The sequence below is a fragment of the Pseudalkalibacillus sp. Hm43 genome, assembly GCF_054170705.1.
In genome coordinates, this window is the sequence record NZ_CM135129.1 from 3052990 (window position 1) to 3069207 (window position 16218).

Annotated in this window: 19 protein-coding genes; 13 read left to right on the forward strand and 6 right to left on the reverse strand. The window is 43.5% G+C overall.

Features of this window, described 5'->3' with window-relative positions; genetic code table 11:
• Positions 1-14 precede the first annotated feature (14 nt).
• From ACXQIQ_RS15860 to ACXQIQ_RS15870, 3 genes are all read left to right on the forward strand, one after another.
• Positions 15-1007, forward strand: a complete 993-nt coding sequence (locus ACXQIQ_RS15860; RefSeq protein WP_439301400.1) for a LacI family DNA-binding transcriptional regulator — start codon at positions 15-17, stop codon at positions 1005-1007.
• 72 nt (positions 1008-1079) lie between these two features.
• Positions 1080-1256: a hypothetical protein gene (locus ACXQIQ_RS15865; RefSeq protein ID WP_439301399.1), complete on the forward strand. Its 177-nt coding sequence runs from the start codon at positions 1080-1082 to the stop codon at positions 1254-1256.
• A gap of 166 nt (positions 1257-1422) precedes the next feature.
• Positions 1423-2313, forward strand: coding sequence for a nuclease-related domain-containing protein (locus ACXQIQ_RS15870; RefSeq protein WP_458026122.1), 891 nt, complete (start codon positions 1423-1425; stop codon positions 2311-2313).
• Between the two features lie 50 nt (positions 2314-2363).
• On the opposite strand, the gene ACXQIQ_RS15875 is transcribed toward ACXQIQ_RS15870, so the two are convergent.
• A complete protein-coding gene (locus ACXQIQ_RS15875; protein ID WP_439301397.1) occupies positions 2364-3836 on the reverse strand; it encodes a SulP family inorganic anion transporter in 1473 nt (490 codons plus the stop codon).
• A 343-nt stretch (positions 3837-4179) separates the two neighbouring features.
• Between ACXQIQ_RS15875 and ACXQIQ_RS15880 the strand changes: the two genes are divergently transcribed.
• Positions 4180-4599, forward strand: coding sequence for a universal stress protein (locus ACXQIQ_RS15880; protein WP_439301396.1), 420 nt, complete (start codon positions 4180-4182; stop codon positions 4597-4599).
• A gap of 122 nt (positions 4600-4721) precedes the next feature.
• On the forward strand, positions 4722-5345 hold the full coding sequence (locus tag ACXQIQ_RS15885; protein WP_439301395.1) for a hypothetical protein: 624 nt from the start codon (positions 4722-4724) through the stop codon (positions 5343-5345).
• Positions 5346-5384: 39 nt separating this feature from the next.
• On the opposite strand, the gene ACXQIQ_RS15890 is transcribed toward ACXQIQ_RS15885, so the two are convergent.
• From ACXQIQ_RS15890 to crcB (ACXQIQ_RS15900), 3 genes are read right to left on the reverse strand one after another with little or no spacing between them, the layout of a single operon-like run.
• Positions 5385-5687, reverse strand: a complete 303-nt coding sequence (locus ACXQIQ_RS15890) for a hypothetical protein (protein ID WP_439301394.1) — start codon at positions 5685-5687, stop codon at positions 5385-5387.
• A 20-nt stretch (positions 5688-5707) separates the two neighbouring features.
• A complete protein-coding gene (gene crcB / locus ACXQIQ_RS15895; RefSeq protein ID WP_439302004.1) occupies positions 5708-6064 on the reverse strand; it encodes a fluoride efflux transporter CrcB in 357 nt (118 codons plus the stop codon).
• Positions 6064-6444: a fluoride efflux transporter CrcB gene (crcB, locus tag ACXQIQ_RS15900; protein WP_439301393.1), complete on the reverse strand. Its 381-nt coding sequence runs from the start codon at positions 6442-6444 to the stop codon at positions 6064-6066. Before crcB (ACXQIQ_RS15900) ends, crcB (ACXQIQ_RS15895) begins: the two co-directional genes overlap by 1 nt.
• A 120-nt stretch (positions 6445-6564) precedes the next feature.
• Here crcB (ACXQIQ_RS15900) and ACXQIQ_RS15905 point away from each other — a divergent pair, with 120 nt between their 5' ends.
• The 5 genes from ACXQIQ_RS15905 to ACXQIQ_RS15925 all read left to right on the forward strand — a co-directional run bounded on the left by ACXQIQ_RS15905 (position 6565) and on the right by ACXQIQ_RS15925 (position 9542).
• The gene (locus tag ACXQIQ_RS15905; RefSeq protein ID WP_439301392.1) at positions 6565-6912 is read left to right on the forward strand and encodes an ArsR/SmtB family transcription factor; all 348 of its coding nucleotides are present in this window, start codon (positions 6565-6567) and stop codon (positions 6910-6912) included.
• A 30-nt stretch (positions 6913-6942) separates the two neighbouring features.
• The gene (locus tag ACXQIQ_RS15910; protein WP_439301391.1) at positions 6943-8241 is read left to right on the forward strand and encodes an arsenic transporter; all 1299 of its coding nucleotides are present in this window, start codon (positions 6943-6945) and stop codon (positions 8239-8241) included.
• A gap of 27 nt (positions 8242-8268) precedes the next feature.
• Positions 8269-8688 carry an arsenate reductase (thioredoxin) gene (gene arsC, locus ACXQIQ_RS15915; protein WP_439301390.1) on the forward strand — a complete coding sequence of 140 codons (420 nt, stop codon included), beginning with the start codon at positions 8269-8271 and terminating at the stop codon, positions 8686-8688.
• Positions 8689-8714: 26 nt separating this feature from the next.
• Positions 8715-9182, forward strand: a complete 468-nt coding sequence (locus ACXQIQ_RS15920) for an ArsI/CadI family heavy metal resistance metalloenzyme (RefSeq protein WP_439301389.1) — start codon at positions 8715-8717, stop codon at positions 9180-9182.
• A gap of 78 nt (positions 9183-9260) precedes the next feature.
• Positions 9261-9542, forward strand: coding sequence for an iron-sulfur cluster biosynthesis family protein (locus ACXQIQ_RS15925; RefSeq protein WP_439301388.1), 282 nt, complete (start codon positions 9261-9263; stop codon positions 9540-9542).
• A 270-nt stretch (positions 9543-9812) separates the two neighbouring features.
• Here ACXQIQ_RS15925 and ACXQIQ_RS15930 read toward each other — a convergent pair whose 3' ends face one another.
• A complete protein-coding gene (locus ACXQIQ_RS15930) occupies positions 9813-10679 on the reverse strand; it encodes a permease (RefSeq protein WP_439301387.1) in 867 nt (288 codons plus the stop codon).
• A 64-nt stretch (positions 10680-10743) separates the two neighbouring features.
• The gene (locus ACXQIQ_RS15935; RefSeq protein WP_439301386.1) at positions 10744-11064 is read right to left on the reverse strand and encodes an ArsR/SmtB family transcription factor; all 321 of its coding nucleotides are present in this window, start codon (positions 11062-11064) and stop codon (positions 10744-10746) included.
• Between the two features lie 165 nt (positions 11065-11229).
• On the opposite strand from ACXQIQ_RS15935, the gene ACXQIQ_RS15940 reads away from it, so the two are divergent.
• The 3 genes from ACXQIQ_RS15940 (at position 11230) to ACXQIQ_RS15950 (ending at position 16144) form a co-directional block, all read left to right on the forward strand.
• Positions 11230-11406, forward strand: coding sequence for a hypothetical protein (locus ACXQIQ_RS15940; protein ID WP_439301385.1), 177 nt, complete (start codon positions 11230-11232; stop codon positions 11404-11406).
• 53 nt (positions 11407-11459) lie between these two features.
• The gene (locus tag ACXQIQ_RS15945) at positions 11460-11594 is read left to right on the forward strand and encodes a hypothetical protein (RefSeq protein ID WP_439301384.1); all 135 of its coding nucleotides are present in this window, start codon (positions 11460-11462) and stop codon (positions 11592-11594) included.
• A gap of 197 nt (positions 11595-11791) precedes the next feature.
• On the forward strand, positions 11792-16144 hold the full coding sequence (locus ACXQIQ_RS15950) for an alpha-amylase family glycosyl hydrolase (RefSeq protein ID WP_439301383.1): 4353 nt from the start codon (positions 11792-11794) through the stop codon (positions 16142-16144).
• Positions 16145-16218 lie beyond the last annotated feature (74 nt).

Below are 16218 nucleotides of genomic sequence, written 5' to 3' on the forward strand. Positions count from 1 at the left end.
AGGATGTGAAAGGTATGGCAACAATCAAGGATGTAGCAAAGCGTGCAGGAGTAGCTGTTTCTACAGCTTCTTACGCTTTGAACAACATTAATAAAATCAGCCCAGAAACCAAAAAGAAGGTCATAGAGGCTGCGAGAGAATTGAATTATTTAAAGAACGGGATCGCTTCTGATCTGAAGCGGACAAATACGAATACGATTGCACTCATTCTGACAGATTTATCAGGTCCGTATTATTCAGAACTGATCAACGGGGTCCAAACCGTCGCCATGTCGAACGGGTACGACTTGATTGCGTGTAATTCGATGGGAGATGCCCAATCGACTGCAGTCAAATTCATAAGGGAAAAACGGGTCGATGGCGTCATTATTCTAGCGCATAACATTAGTGATGAAACGATCCTGGAGTCAGCTCGCGAAGGTTTTCCTATTGTCGTATTGGACCGGAAGCTTGATGACGAACACATTCTTCAGGTAGAAGTCGATAACTGGCAAGGTGGTTTCATTGCGACGGAACATCTGATTAAGCAGGGACATCGGAAGGTGGCCTATATCAGTGGACCGAACAATTCACATGACAATGACTTAAGATTTAATGGCTATAAAGCAGCCCTGGAGAAATATGATCTGCCTTATATTCCGAAGTGGAAAATCTCTGGAGATTTCACGCGTGAAAGCGGCTATAAGGCGACGAAAATGCTTATTGCACAGAATGATCTCCCTGAAGGGGTATTTTATGCGAATGACGAAATGGCGATTGGTGGGATTCAAGCGTTCAATGAGAAGGGAATTGAGATTCCTGGGGACATCTCGATCGTCGGATTCGATGATATTCAGTTGTCAGAGTTCGTTTCCCCACCATTGACAACGATCCGTCAGCCGAAGTATGAGGCAGGAGCACTAGCTGTTCACCTCATTTTCCAGAAGCTCTCCAAGGAACAAGTAGAACCTTATTACAAGCTCACGACCGAGCTGGTGGAGCGGAAATCCGTAGCAATACGTAAGTGAATTTCTGATAAGGAGCCTATCGCCCGAGTGGCGATAGGTTTCTTTTTTAGTTGAGAAGCGGGGCGATATGACGTGACGTGGAAGTGGGTCGTAAACGTGCATGAGTGGGTCGTAAGTGCGGAGAAGTGGGTCAATATATGTGTGGAGCGGGTCGTAAGCTCGCGGAAGTGGTTCGATACACGGAGGGAGTGGGTCGATACGCTGAAGAAGCGGGGCGATACGCGAGAAAAGTGGGGCGTAACCTCTTAAAATTCATCCCTCAGCAGGGTTTTAGAGTGCAATATAGAAAGTACTACTATTCAATTAGGAAAGGGATGATTTTTTGACGCAAAAAATCTACTTTAAAAATCTAAAAATCGAAAAATTAGATGCATTAACAAGAAGGTTGAAGGACAATCATCCTGCTCGAGCAAAATTGGAATCCTGGTGGGATTCCAGTAAGTCTGGCGAATGGGGAGAACGGAGTTTAGATTACTACTTAAGCTTTCTAAATGAAAGTTCCTACCTCATCTTTGATGGTACTCGTTTATCGGGTGGGAGGTATTATTTTCAAATGGACACACTACTTGTCCATCCGTCGTTTATCATCATATTTGAAGTGAAAAACTTAGCAGGAACATTGATATTTGATACGGATCACAATCAGCTCATCCAACAAATTGAAGACAAGGAAGTGATCTATAAAGACCCGATTCAGCAAGTCGAACATCAACATTTTCAGCTTACACAGTGGTTGTTGAAATACAACTTCCCAGATCAGATCCCGATACAGTCTTATGTCGTCATTGCGAATGAAAGAGCGAAAATCGTATCTAGAAATAATGAAACATTACTCGCCAAAAAAGTTATTCGGAATACTAAAATACTGAATACAATAAACGATCTCCATCACATTCATAAAAAGCAGGTACTTCGTAAAAAAGACCTTCAGAAATTGAAAGATTTGATCATCCGATTGCATACTCCTCATAACCCTGATCTTATGACCAAACTAAACATCCGGAAGGAAGAACTGCTAACCGGAGTCCAATGCCCCCAATGTTTGGAAATCCCCATGAACAGAGCCCGAAATAAATGGATCTGTCCTCAATGTAATACAACCTCTACCAATGCCCACATTAATGCGCTCCGAGACTATTTCATCCTTTTTGAAGAAGAGATCTCAAACAAACAAATGAGAGACTATCTCCACATACAATCCAAAACAACATGCCAGCGATTCATTTCCTCACTTAAACTTAACCCCCAAGGAACCTACAGAAATCGAACTTACCAACTTCATTCTCTATGGCCTAACAAATATTAATATACAAAAAAAGGTGCGAAACCTTTTGGCTTCTGCACCTTCATTCTAAATTAATGATTCGCGATATTCGCGCCTGTTTTATTGTAAACCGCAAGCTTGTTGACCAACTTGTGGCTGTCGGCATTCAACCCGATGATTTTAACGGGTACGCCGTTCTGTTTGTATTTCAAGACGATCTTATCGACAGCTCCGACGGCTGAGTCATCCCAGCAGTGGGCGTGCGTAAAGTCGACTATGACTGTATCGACGTTTTCTTTGAAGTCGAACTTCGATACGAAGTCTGTTACAGAAGCGAAGAACAGTTGCCCTCGCACTTGATACGTCTTCGTATTGATGTGATCTTCCATTTTCGTATCGACATGTACTTTGGAAATCTTAGCGGCAAAGAAGATTGCGCTCAAGATGACTCCGGCTATGACACCTTTGGACAAGTCGTGCGTAAAGACGACGGTCACAACGGTAACGACCATTACTGAAGCGTCTGTCTTCGGCATCACGTGCAATTTCGTCAACGAAGACCAGTCGAAGGTTCCGATTGAAACCATGATCATGACACCGACGAGGGCAGCCATTGGAATTTGTACAAGTACATTGTTGAAGACGAGAATCAATAGCATGAGCACAACACCTGCGACGAGCGTAGAGAGTCTTCCACGCCCACCGGATTTTACGTTGATGACGGATTGTCCGATCATCGCACATCCAGCCATACCACCGAAAAATCCAGCAACGATGTTCGCAGCTCCTTGACCTTTCGCTTCTTTGTTTTTGTCACTTTCCGTATCTGTCATATCATCAACGATTTGTGCAGTCAGAAGTGACTCAAGCAAACCGACGATGGCTAATGCAAAGGAATACGGGAAGATGATTTGTAATGTCTCGAAATTCAATGGAATTTCAGGAATCAAGAATAACGGTAACGCTTGGGTAAGTTCCCCCATATCACCGACAGTCCGTACACCAACGCCTGATGTAATCGCAATGATTGTCATGACGATGATCGCAATCAGTGGAGATGGGACTGCTTTCGTAAATCTCGGTAAAATATAAATGATGGCTAAAGCTCCGGCAACCATCGCATACATGACCCAAGTTTCTCCTACAAAATGAGGAAGTTGAGCCATGAAAATCAAAATCGCAAGTGCATTGACGAATCCGACCATAACGGATTTAGGGATGAATTTCATCACTTTACCCAGCTTTAAAACACCCATCAACAGTTGGATGACACCAGTCAAAATCGTCGCGGCTAATAGATATTGTAGACCATGATCGGCAACTAACGTCGTCATCAGGAGCGCCATCGCACCGGTCGCTGCAGAAATCATTCCTGGACGACCACCTACGAAAGCAATCACAACTGCGATACAAAACGATGCGTAAAGACCTACCATCGGATCGACCCCAGCAATGATTGAAAAGGCAATGGCTTCAGGAATCAAGGCTAATGCAACGACAATACCCGCAAGGATATCCCCTCTGATGTTGCCAAACCATTCTTGTTGTAATTTTTGTACGTTCAAAAGTATTTTGCACCTCTCTCTTTCTTCTTTATAAAGTTTAAAAATTCTAGCTTCAGCACCATGTGCATCAGCTTCTCAGAAATGACTTTCAACTCTCATGAAAGTCGGGGCCGTTGTGAACATACGGATTATAACATCGTTCGTAAAGGAAGGATAATCGCAGGAAAGCGCGTACTTAATTCTTTTTCTCTCATTTTCGACATTATGCTCCTTTATGGATGCCAATCTGATAAATTTAAAATTAGGAGATAAATGGGATATTGTTGAGCAATTGTAAATTTATTAAAAAAGTGAGAAAATTAAATCAGTTAGAAGTAATGGGGTTGAAGTGAGGAGGACGACGATGTTTAGACAAATACTATTAGCTTCAGATGGATCCGAACATGCCATCCGGGCAGCGGAAAAAACACGTGCAATTGCAGAAAAGGATGAGGATGCGAAAGTGACGGTTGTGTATGTCATTGATGGTGCAACCTCGAAATCCGATGTCCTTTCAGAGGGCAGTAGGGAAGCGATCGAAGCGAAACGGAAGCTGCGTCTGCACCATACAGAAGAAATTTTACAAAACAGTCGTATCGCCTATGAAGTGAAAGTGTTGAAAGGCGAGCCAGGACCTACCATCGTCCAATTCGCGAATGAAAATCCGTATGATCTAGTGGTCATTGGAAGTCGTGGCCTGAATACATTTCAAGAAATGGTTCTAGGCAGTGTCAGCCATAAAGTGGCCAAGCGGGTTCAATGTCCAGTCATGATTGTTAAATAGCTTTCCACATGTTGGGAGCCAGTGTGTCCCACGGCTACAATTTGAGATGTATGAGCGAATCGTTTTAGTTAAAAAGGGTACTAAATATTAAAGTCCAAATAAAACGATAGAGGGGAATGGCTATGCATCCCACACCTCAACATTTAACGAATCAAGTTTACATCCAATCGGACCGGCTGATTCAGAAGCCTGAGGAGTATACACTGATTGGAAAGGGGAGAAGTGCTTTCGTCTTTAGGGATGAAAGGACGAACCACGCCGTCAAAATCTTCTTCACTGAATATGAACACCTAGCAAAACAAGAGGCTGACATCTATGCAAAGTTGAGCGGCTCACCCTTTTATCCGAAGGTATATGAAGCCGGACATAATTACATTGAGATGGAATATATCCAGGGATACACGTTCTATGAATGTCTGGAAAAAGGCATATGCATATCAGACGAAATGATCGAGAAAGTCGATGAGGCCTTGGAATTTGCACGCTCGAAAGGGCTCAACCCGTCTGACATCCACCTGCAAAACCTGATCCTTACTTATGATGGAGAAGTGAAGGTGATTGATGTCGTCCGATTCACACAGGACAAAGCGTGCCGTCAATGGGACGATTTGAAGGAGGCGCATCAGCGCGTCTACCAAAAGAAACTTTTCATGAAAAGGGTCCCGAAATTCTTCATTGAACTTGTTAAATTCTATTATAGAAGAGTCGTCCTCCCATTGAGGATGTTTCGAACAAACCGACCATAAAAAAGGACTGCCTACAATCGTTGGGCAGTCCTTCCATATTTATTCCTCTGTTGGCTTTTCTTCTTCTGTAAGATAAAGTTCCATTCCACCGAATTTACCAGAAAGCTTATTGTAAATGACAGTGTTGAGCATAGCGAGTAGTCCATAAATCAAGATGAGGAAAACCGGCATCACAATGTACGAAATGCCCATGAACAACAAGGGTGGCTGGTCGATAGCAGCACCGATGATCGTCATGAACAGACCGATCACACCCATAATCCCGAACGGTAAAATCGTAAGGTAAATCGTGATCTTAAACATATTTTTGGCACGTAGTTTGTTGACGAGCACTTTTTTCACGTAAAAACTCCCCTTCTGCTTTATTGCACTAGTAGAAATCCAAGAGTAGCTGCGGAGATTCCTAGCATGACAGAGGTTACTACATATATAATGGCCTGTCTACCGTGGTTTTCCTGTATCATTGTCAACACATCAACGCTGAAAGTGGAAAATGTCGTGAACGCGCCACAAAATCCGGTGCCGAACAGCATCCAGCTCCATTCTGGTATGGATTCGGTCCAATATAAGCTGGCAAGTACTCCGAGTAATAAGGATCCAGCGATGTTGACGACCCACGTCCCGTTCACCCAATGGTTAGGATTTTTTTTATGTAAAAATTGACCGATTAAATACCGAGCTGCTGCCCCCACTGAGCCTCCTAATCCAATCAGAATCATCACCGGAGATCACCTGCTTTCTGGCGCGTTCCCACCCGGTAACCAACAAAAGCGAGCGCAATGCCGGCGAGGACACTCGACAGCACATAGGTTGCCGCAAAAACAAATAGTTCCTGCTTAACAAGTTCGAGGGTTTCTACGGAAAACGTGGAGAAAGTCGTGAACGATCCAGCAAATCCTGTTCCGATCAATAGAGGAATTTCAGGTCGTAGAGACTTACGTTGACTAAAAGCCGTGAACCATCCAAGTAATAGGCAACCTGCTAGGTTTACGCTTAACGTCCCCACTGGAAATCCGCCAGTTGTAGGTATCCATTCACCGAGCATATACCGACAGATTGCACCGAAAAAACCTCCCACCATCACAGAAAGGATAGACATGATCGTTCACCTCCTTACCTTGTTTTGTTCCTATTAATGTATCATATTTTGATTGTTGAAGAATTTTGTACTTGAGTATATAAGTATATACTTATATAATGATGCTTGTGAGGTGAGAAAATGATTAAGGATTCTGCTTTAGAAACCGTTGAGGTAGCTCAAGCTCTCAAGTTGTTGGGTGATAAGACGCGTTTGACGATCATGGGACTTCTGAACGTGCGTGAATGTTGCGTGTGTGAGTTCGTCGAGATGATCCAAATGAGTCAACCATCCGTCAGCCAGCATTTGCGGAAACTTCGAGATGCGCGCCTTGTAAAAGAAACGAGAAAAGGGCAGTGGATCTATTATTCCATCAATCAAGAATATGAAGGATATCCGCTGGTAAAAGATATATTGAAGTATATTTCTGGGGCTGAAGAACAACTGGAAGCCCTTGAAAAAGCGGGTTTGAACGTCCGCTGTACGTAACAGGGGATTCTGTAATTTAAGGGGGAAAACATGCTTTCAGTCATCTTAGCATTACTCATTTTTATCGTGACGTTGGTTCTCGTCATCTGGCAGCCGAAGGGATTAGGAATCGGATGGTCTGCGTGCGGTGGAGCAATTCTTGCGCTCCTAGTAGGCGTTGTCAACTTCGGTGATGTCATCGCCGTGACGGACATTGTCTGGAATGCGACACTAGCATTCATCGCCATCATCATCATTTCATTGATTTTGGACGAAATCGGGTTTTTCGAGTGGTCAGCGCTACATATGGCCAGGATTGCAAAAGGAAACGGCGTGAAAATGTTCGTCTACGTGACGATCCTCGGTTCGATCGTTGCCGCTTTCTTCGCCAACGATGGTGCAGCTCTTATTCTGACACCGATCGTTCTGGCGATGGTTCGTGCGCTGAACTTCAAAGACCAGATGATTTTTCCGTTCATCATGGCGAGTGGATTCATCGCGGATACCACATCCTTACCGCTCATCGTCAGTAACCTGGTGAACATCGTTTCGGCAGACGTATTCGATATCGGTTTTGTGGAGTACGCTTCACGCATGATTGTGCCGAACTTGTTCTCCATCGTGGCGAGTATCATCGTATTGTACTTGTTCTTCCGGAAGGATATTCCGAAGAGCTATGATGCAGGCCAATTGAAAAAACCTGCTGAAGCGATTCGAGACCACAAGATGTTCCGATTATCATGGCTTGTCCTTGCGATCTTGTTGGTCGGATATTTTGCGAGTGAATTCTTCGCAATTCCAGTATCGATCATTGCAGGTATCGTTGCGATTTTCTTCTTGTTTATGGCAAGAAAGAGCGCGGCGGTCGAGACGAAAAAAGTCGTGAAAGGTGCCCCTTGGGCGATAGTCTTTTTCTCAATTGGAATGTATGTCGTCGTATATGGTCTTCGTAACGAAGGATTGACAGACGTATTGGCAGTGGTCATTGAGGCAGCTGCGGATCAAGGATTGTATGCGGCAACGATTTCTATGGGATTCATTGCGGCGATTCTGTCATCGGTTATGAACAACATGCCGACTGTCATGATTGACGCACTGGCGATTCAGGATACAGCAACGACTGGTGTCGTACGAGAAGCGTTGATTTATGCGAACGTCATCGGGTCGGATCTAGGTCCTAAGATCACACCGATCGGATCATTGGCAACATTGCTCTGGCTTCACGTTTTATCGTTAAAAGGAGTGAAAATCTCCTGGGGTTACTACTTTAAAATCGGTATCATCCTGACGGTGCCGACCTTGTTCATTACATTGACTGGCCTGTACATCTGGCTATTGATCATCACATAAAAAATACATCAAAAGGAGTTTTTACACATGTCTAAACCAATCATCTACTTTTTGTGCACAGGAAATTCATGCCGCAGTCAAATGGCTGAAGGATTCGGTAAAAAATACCTAGGTGACAAGTACGACGTTTATTCTGCAGGGATCGAAGCGCATGGTTTGAACCCGAATGCGGTGAAAGCTATGAAAGAAGTTGAAATCGACATTACAGACCAAACTTCAGACATCATCGATACAGAGCTATTGAATAAAGCAGACCTGGTCGTTACACTTTGTGGAGATGCAGCCGATAAATGTCCAATGACTCCGTCTCATGTAAAAAGAGACCACTGGGGCTTTGACGATCCAGCGAAAGCGGAAGGTACAGAAGAAGAGAAGTGGACATTTTTCCAACGTGTCCGTGGTGAAATCGAAGAACGTATCCAAAAGTTCGCAAAAGAAGGTAAGTAATTTTTTCTCGCAAGGAGTGATTGTATATGATTAACCGTATGCACGTTGCCGTAAACTGTAGTGACCTGGAGAAGTCCTTAGAATTTTATAAAAGTTTCTTTGGAGCTGAGCCTACGAAAGTGAAAGAGAACTACGCGAAGTTTGAGCTCGAGCAGCCTGCTTTGCATTTCTCATTGAATGTTCGTGATTTTAACAAAGAAGGTGTATTGAACCACTTAGGCTTCCAGGTGGACAATACAGAAGATGTCTTGAAAATGGGTGAGCGTTTGCGGGAGTCAGGTCTTCTCTTGATCGATGAGATGGACACGACTTGCTGTTATGCCGTTCAAGATAAAGTCTGGGTTTACGATCCGGACGGCAACGCGTGGGAGATCTTCTATACGAAAGAAGATTCGGAGTTTGAATCCGCTGGGGATGCACGGGATATGTCCCTTTGCTGTGCACCGCCAAAACCTCAGCCAATTTCGATTGAAATGACTTCCCCTAAGAAATAAGTCGATTAACGTTGAGGATTCGCTTCGAATACTCTACACTAAGAGAGGCTATAACAGTAAGAGTAAGGGGGAAGATCAATGCAAATCACAGATAGCGCTAAACAAGCCATCGAGGGAATCCTCCATCAGCATGGTGCAGACGGCATCCGTATTTATTTTGCCGGCATGGGCTGAGGCGGTCCCAAGATGGGAATGGCTCTGGATGAGCCACAAGAAAATGATCAAGTGGAAGAGCTGAATGGAATCCGCGTATCTATCGATGAACGAATCGTTTCATATACGAAGGATCTGACAGTCGACTTCCAACAAACTGAACAAGGTGCAGGACTTGTCTTTCTAGGACAGGAAGACTGCTGCTAATTGAGTCTTCATGACTTAAAAATGATAGAAAGCAGAGCCGACTATGGTATAGCCGGCTCTGCTTTTCCTTTATACATAAACCCGTTTCAGAATTTATAAGCCAGAATCGGGAATTATAATCCAAAATCAGAAATTATAATCCAAAATCAGAAATAACAAGCCAAAATCAGAAATTATAAACCGAAATCAAGGTACAGTACCAGGTACCGACAGAGAACCCTTGACCAGAGCGGACTCCAAATAAGTACCTGGCACCATAGGTAAATCTACCTATACTAAATAGAAGATGAATCCGGATATGGTGGACATGGTGATTACAGAGATGACGAAGGTGATCACCAGTTCTTTGTGAAAGATTGATTTCAACAAAACGACCTCGGGTAGACTAGCGCCGGCGGAACTAATCATCATCGCCATGACTGGTCCGAGCGCCATCCCTTTAGCAATCAAGACTTGGGAGATCGGTATCATGCTGGATAGTCGTATATAGAGTGGAATACCGATAATAGCGGCAACAGGGATGAGCCACCAGGCATCTTCGCTGAACAGATTGGAAATCCATTCAGTCGGTACAGCTCCATGTATGACGGCTCCAATCCCTGCACCAAGCATCAAGTATGGATAAACACTTTTCATCAAATCCCAAGTTTCGCGCAACGCAAACCGAACATTGAATTTCTGATTTTCCTCATTGTAGCCAGACATGACGACATTCTTGACCGCTCTCTCGAATCCAAGCGCCCCAAGCGTGAAGCCAATTAGAATCGATAAAACAGTCGTTAAAATTGTATACACGATGGTAACCTTCCAGCCAAGAAAAACACCCATGATGGTCAAAATCGTCGGATCAAGAACAGGTGAAGCGAATAAGAAAATCATGACGATGTTAAACGGGAGCTTTTTCTTCAGCATATTGACGACCACGGGAATCGTGGAACAAGAACAAAACGGCGTAATGAAAGCAAAAAATACCGCAACGAATGCCGCGAGTAACTTGTGCCGCCCAATCAGCATTTGTTCAATCTTCTTGTAAGGTATGTATCCTTGCAACAGACTGATGACAAAGGAAATCACAACGAATAATAGAGTCAATTCCAATGCAATCCATAAAAAACTTTTAAACGTTTCCACCCACATGATATTCATCCTCTCACATTATATCAAATTATTTTGATTAATTAATTCAAAAGAAAACCTCCTCTTAACAAGAAGGTCTGAATAAGCAACAAAGTTCAGCAGATAACAGATGATTTACTTCCTCTTGATTCAATTGATAATAGCTCCAGGTTCCGCGTGTTTCTCGTGTGATGATTCCCGCATCCAGTAGTATTTTCAAATGATAGGAAAGTTTCGATTGTGGCATTTCCATCATATCTACAAGATCACAAACGCAAATTTCTCCTTTTTGGGTTAACAAATACATGACTTGAAGTCGTTTCTTATCGGCCAGTGCCTTGAACTTCGCTTCATATTTTTCAAACGTTCCTGGTAGAGATTCATCTACTCGTTCAATATCTTTCATCCTTCACACCCCAAATCAAAAAAGTTTGATTAATCATAGTATATGATGAGCTGTAATGAATTGCAATTTATTTATCAAAAAAAATTGATTTATAAGTTGCAATTCCATCCGACGAAACATATAATCATATTAATCAATAAAAATTGATTTAAGGAGATGATGATAATGTTTGATTCTTATTTACTAGAAACGGAAATTAAATATCGGCAAGAGCAATTGAACAAGCTGGAAACGCGCCTTTACCATGAGAATAACAATAGGGAAAAGTCTCGATCCTGGTTACGCGTACTTTATAAACTTGGCAGGAGAAGACAACCACAGACGGATTGCTGTTATGCTTAAAATTTTTCAACCAATTAATCAAAAAAATTCAATGAATGAAAGGAGGTGATTAAATGGCTAAGGCTTGTTGTGGAATTGAAATTAAAGAAGTTGAAGTGAAGCAAGATGAGGTTTGTTGTAGTGATGATAAAAATGATCAAACTGACTGTTGTGACCCGTCAGAAAAAGATGACGATCAGTGCTGCTGATCCTCCAAGTACACTCCTCTTCATTGGGGAGTGTTTTTTCTCCTTATTTATGAATTTGGTCCTATTTATAGTAGTTGGAACTTTCTGTATACTTATATGAAAGCGGTTGCACAAATTTTATATGCAGCCCTCTTTTTATGAGGTTTGTGCAAACGTTTTCACAACTCAATCGACAACAATTTTGAGAGGAGATTTTTATGAAAATAAAGCGTTCAAAACCTTTTTTAGTGGTTATGGTATTGCTGCTTGTCATGCAAAGCTTGGTCGGAATGGCATCAAACGATGCAGAAGCAGCTGACCGAACGGTTCGTATCGTCGGAAGCTTCGGTTCAGATGGGGATCCGACCTTTTGGAACCCAGCATCTGATGAGATGAAAATGACTGCTTCAGAACGGGACAAGTATTATTTGAAAAAAGTGCTGGATGCCGGTACATACGAGTATAAAGTAGCCATTAATGGATCATGGGATGAGAATTACGGTCAAAATGGCGAAGCAGGTGGTCAAAACATGACCTTCGCACTGAGTGAACAGAAGGAAGTGCTGTTTGTCTATAACGATCAGACGCATGTAACGACCATCATGACAGAGGATCAAATGCCCCGTCTCGCGGGTACGATCCAACCTGCAATTGGTGCGGGAGATGAATGGTCCCCAGGAACATCCAGTGCGCTTTTAACGGATGAAAACCATGACAATGTGTATGAGTTTACAGCGGATGTTCCGAAAGGCAATTACGAATTCAAAGTCGTCCTCGGGAACGATTGGGGCACTCAGTACCCTGAAGAGAACGTCAAACTGAATGTGACGAAAACTGAACAAGTCACATTTTTCTATAACCATGAAACGAAAGAAGTCACGACTGACTATGAAGGATCCGGTCCGGATGGGCTCATCAAAACAGATCAGCTCCATCACGATACGTGGGACGAGCTATACCGGAAACCATTCGGTGCAATCAAAACAGGAGAGAAGGTCAAACTGCGCCTGGAAGCTGCAAAGGGTGACTTGACCGGCGCGAATGTCCAGTTGAAAAATTACACGTCAGGGAATTCCGAGCTGATTAAAATGGATTTAGTCGGATGGACAGATGTGGACGGAAAAGGCGCACGTGAATACTGGGAAGCGACCATCACACCAAGTGAAAAAGGGGTGTATGGTTACAAATTCATCGCTAAAGATGGTCAAACTGTCAAAGAGTATGGTGAAGATACCGCGCAAGGTCATACAGGACGCGTTGGTGACAACGTACTGGATCTCTTCCAGATGACGGTCTATGAACCGGAATACAAGACCCCAGATTGGATGAAGGAAGCGGTCGTTTATCAAATCTTCCCGGACCGTTTTTACAATGGAAACAAGAAAAACGATGACGCGAAAGAATACGCACGTGGAATGGAGCCGATTGAGGATCAGGACTGGTCTGAACTCCCGGATAATCCACGTTTATCGAACAACTCCAATTATGAAGGAGACGGGATATGGAGCAATGATTTCTTTGGCGGAGATATCAAAGGAATCCATGAGAAATTGGACTATATCCAATCGCTCGGTGTCAACACGATTTACTTAAACCCAGTTGCCCATGCGGCATCCAACCATAAGTACGATGCGACAGACTTCAAATCGGTTGACCCGATGTTCGGTTCACCGAAAGAGTTCAAGCAATTTACGGATGAGTTGAAAAAGCGTGATATGCATCTCATCCTCGATGGCGTGTTCAATCACGTCGGGGATGATTCCATCTACTTTGACCGATATGGAAAATATGAAACTGTCGGTGCTTATGAATATTGGGCAAGAATCTATGATTATATGAATGAGGAAGGCTTGTCGGAAGAGGCTGCAAAGGAAAGAGCGGAGAAAGAATTTTTACAAGAAGGTCAAGTATTCAGTGACTATGGCTTCCACAATTGGTTCAACATCGACAATAGAAAAGTGGAAGTAGGCACGCCTAACGAACGCTATGATTACCAGGCATGGTGGGGATTCGATAGCTTACCGGAAATTGCTTCAGTACCCGGAAAAGCCGTCCCATACGATTCCGAACTGAACAACGAAGCATTTTCGAACTACATCATGTATGACAAAGACTCTGTTGCAAAATCCTGGCTGAACCGCGGTGGTTCGGGGTGGCGTTTAGACGTTGCGAATGAAGTAGATACAGAGTTTTGGAGAGAGTTCCGAGATGAAATCAAAGCGACCAAAACGAAAACGAATGATGATCCGTTGATCCTCGGTGAAATTTGGGATGACGCTTCAAAATACTTCCTTGGAGATCTTTACGATTCGGTCATGAACTACCGTTTCCGAGGCGCGATGCTCGATTATTTGAAAAATGGAAAAGCAGAGCGGGCAGCTGAACAGTTGAAGGCGATTGAGGAAGATTATCCCGAGGAAGCTTTCTATAATCTGATGAATCTGATGGGGTCACACGATACAGCCCGTGCTGTCTACTTACTCGGAAATGGAAACGAAAATGCAGAGCGCGCTGAGTTCGACGCAAACTATGATCACGAGCTCGGATTGAAACGTTTGAAGCTCGCTGCCATCTTCCAATTCGGGTATCCTGGTGCACCGACCGTTTATTACGGGGATGAAGCGGGTGTGACGGGTTCAAAAGACCCGGATGATCGAAGAACCTATCCGTGGGGCAACGAGAATAAGAAATTGATCGAACATTATCAGAACCTAGGGAAAATCCGAGAGAAACATCAAGATCTTCTTGCATACGGCGATTTGAAAAACCTTCACATGGAAGGCGATGTATTCGTATATGGCCGCAGCTTGAATAAGAAATCAGCCATAGTTGCTGTCAACCGAGGCAATCAAGAGCAAACAATCAAGGTGGATGTGAAGGAATTCGCATTGAACGGCATTACGTTTGATAATCAACTCGGTGAAAATGATGCTGTTCAAGTGAAGGATGGAAAAGTGACATTGACCATCCCGGCAATGAGCGGACAGATGCTGTTTGCGAAGAACAAGAATGTAAAAGCGCCGAAAGCAATCAAAAAATTGACCGCTGTTGAAGGCGTCAATGAAGTGAGTCTTTCCTGGAAAGGGAAAGCGGAGCAGTACAACGTGTATGTGACCACCATTAAAGGCGCGCTTTATGAAAAGGTAGAAACAACGAACACGTCTTCAATCGACGTAACTGATTTAGACAATGGTAGGAAATATTATTTCGCGGTGACAGCTGTCGACAAGTATGGGAACGAGTCTATGAAAGTAGCGACAGATGAAGTCATCCCTCATATTCCTTTAACAGAAGATTCATATGAAATTGAGGACCTGACAGAAATCGAAGAAATTGAACTCGATTTATCTGCACCGAAAACGATGAATGTTGGGATTCAGATTGGAAAATATACAGCTGAGGATCTGGCTGAAGGTTTACAGGCTAAACTTCAAGTGAAAACTCCTGGAGAACAGGAATGGGAGAGCATCCCTGCTGTCTACACTGGACAAGGCGAGAATGAACAAGGGACAAATGTGTTCTCAGCTGAATTTTTACCATTAGAAGCTGGACAATATGAATACCGATACGCATATACAACGGACCTAGGAAGAAATTGGATCTATTCGGATGAACAGGCATTCACGGTGTTGAAGGCTGAAGATGAAATACCTCCAGTAGAATCAGTTGCGTTGGAAGAGCCTAAACAAGAATCGGGTCAAGTGAACTTGAACTGGAGCTTGCAGAATTCAAAGGATCCATACATGATTGCCATTGTCCGTGATGGAGAAGTCATTGAGAAGCTTTGGGATCCAAGTATGACTCAATATAAAGACTTGAGTGTCGAAAATGGGAAGTCGTATGAATATGTCGTCCGAGTGTATGACCAATATGGCAACAAGGTGGATTCCAATGCAGTGACAGTAACTCCGGATATCGTCATGGTTGAAGTGACCTTCAAAGTCAATGCGCCAGACTATACGCCATTAGATGCCAAAGTGAACATGCCGAACAGCTTGAACGGCTGGAACACGAACGCATGGGAAATGAGCAGGAATGGAGCGGTAACGCCTGATTGGGAATATACCGTCGAGATGCAAGTCGGTGAAGTACTGACGTACAAGTATGTTAAAGGAAACTCGTGGGATCAGGAAGGGTTGCCGGATCACACGCCTGATGATCCGAACGACGATGACGTCAGCTACTATGGTTACGGAGCTATTGGCACAGATATGAAGGTTGTCGTTGAAAATCAGGGGAATAACAAGATGGTCGTCGAGGATAAGATCCTACGTTGGATTGATCAACCGGTCGTCATTTCCTCTCACGCCAACGGTCAAACTGTTTCAGATGATGTTGTGACATTGAAAGGGAACGCAATCAAGGAAGGCATTCTCACCATCAATGGTGAACGGGTAACCGTAAATGATGACATGACATGGAGTCATCAAGTGAACTTGAGAAACGGTGAAAACCGCTTTGACATCCATATCGAGCCATCGGAAGAAAATAAATCGGAAATCTTTAAAAATGACGCTGGAGCCATCGGCAAAAATACAAAAGACATCACCTTTACATTGGTGAAGCAGTAAGCCAATGGAGATTAGGGATACTTACACCAAAGAAGGACCGTCTAAAAGGCGGTTCCTTTTCCTTGTGCGCCGAA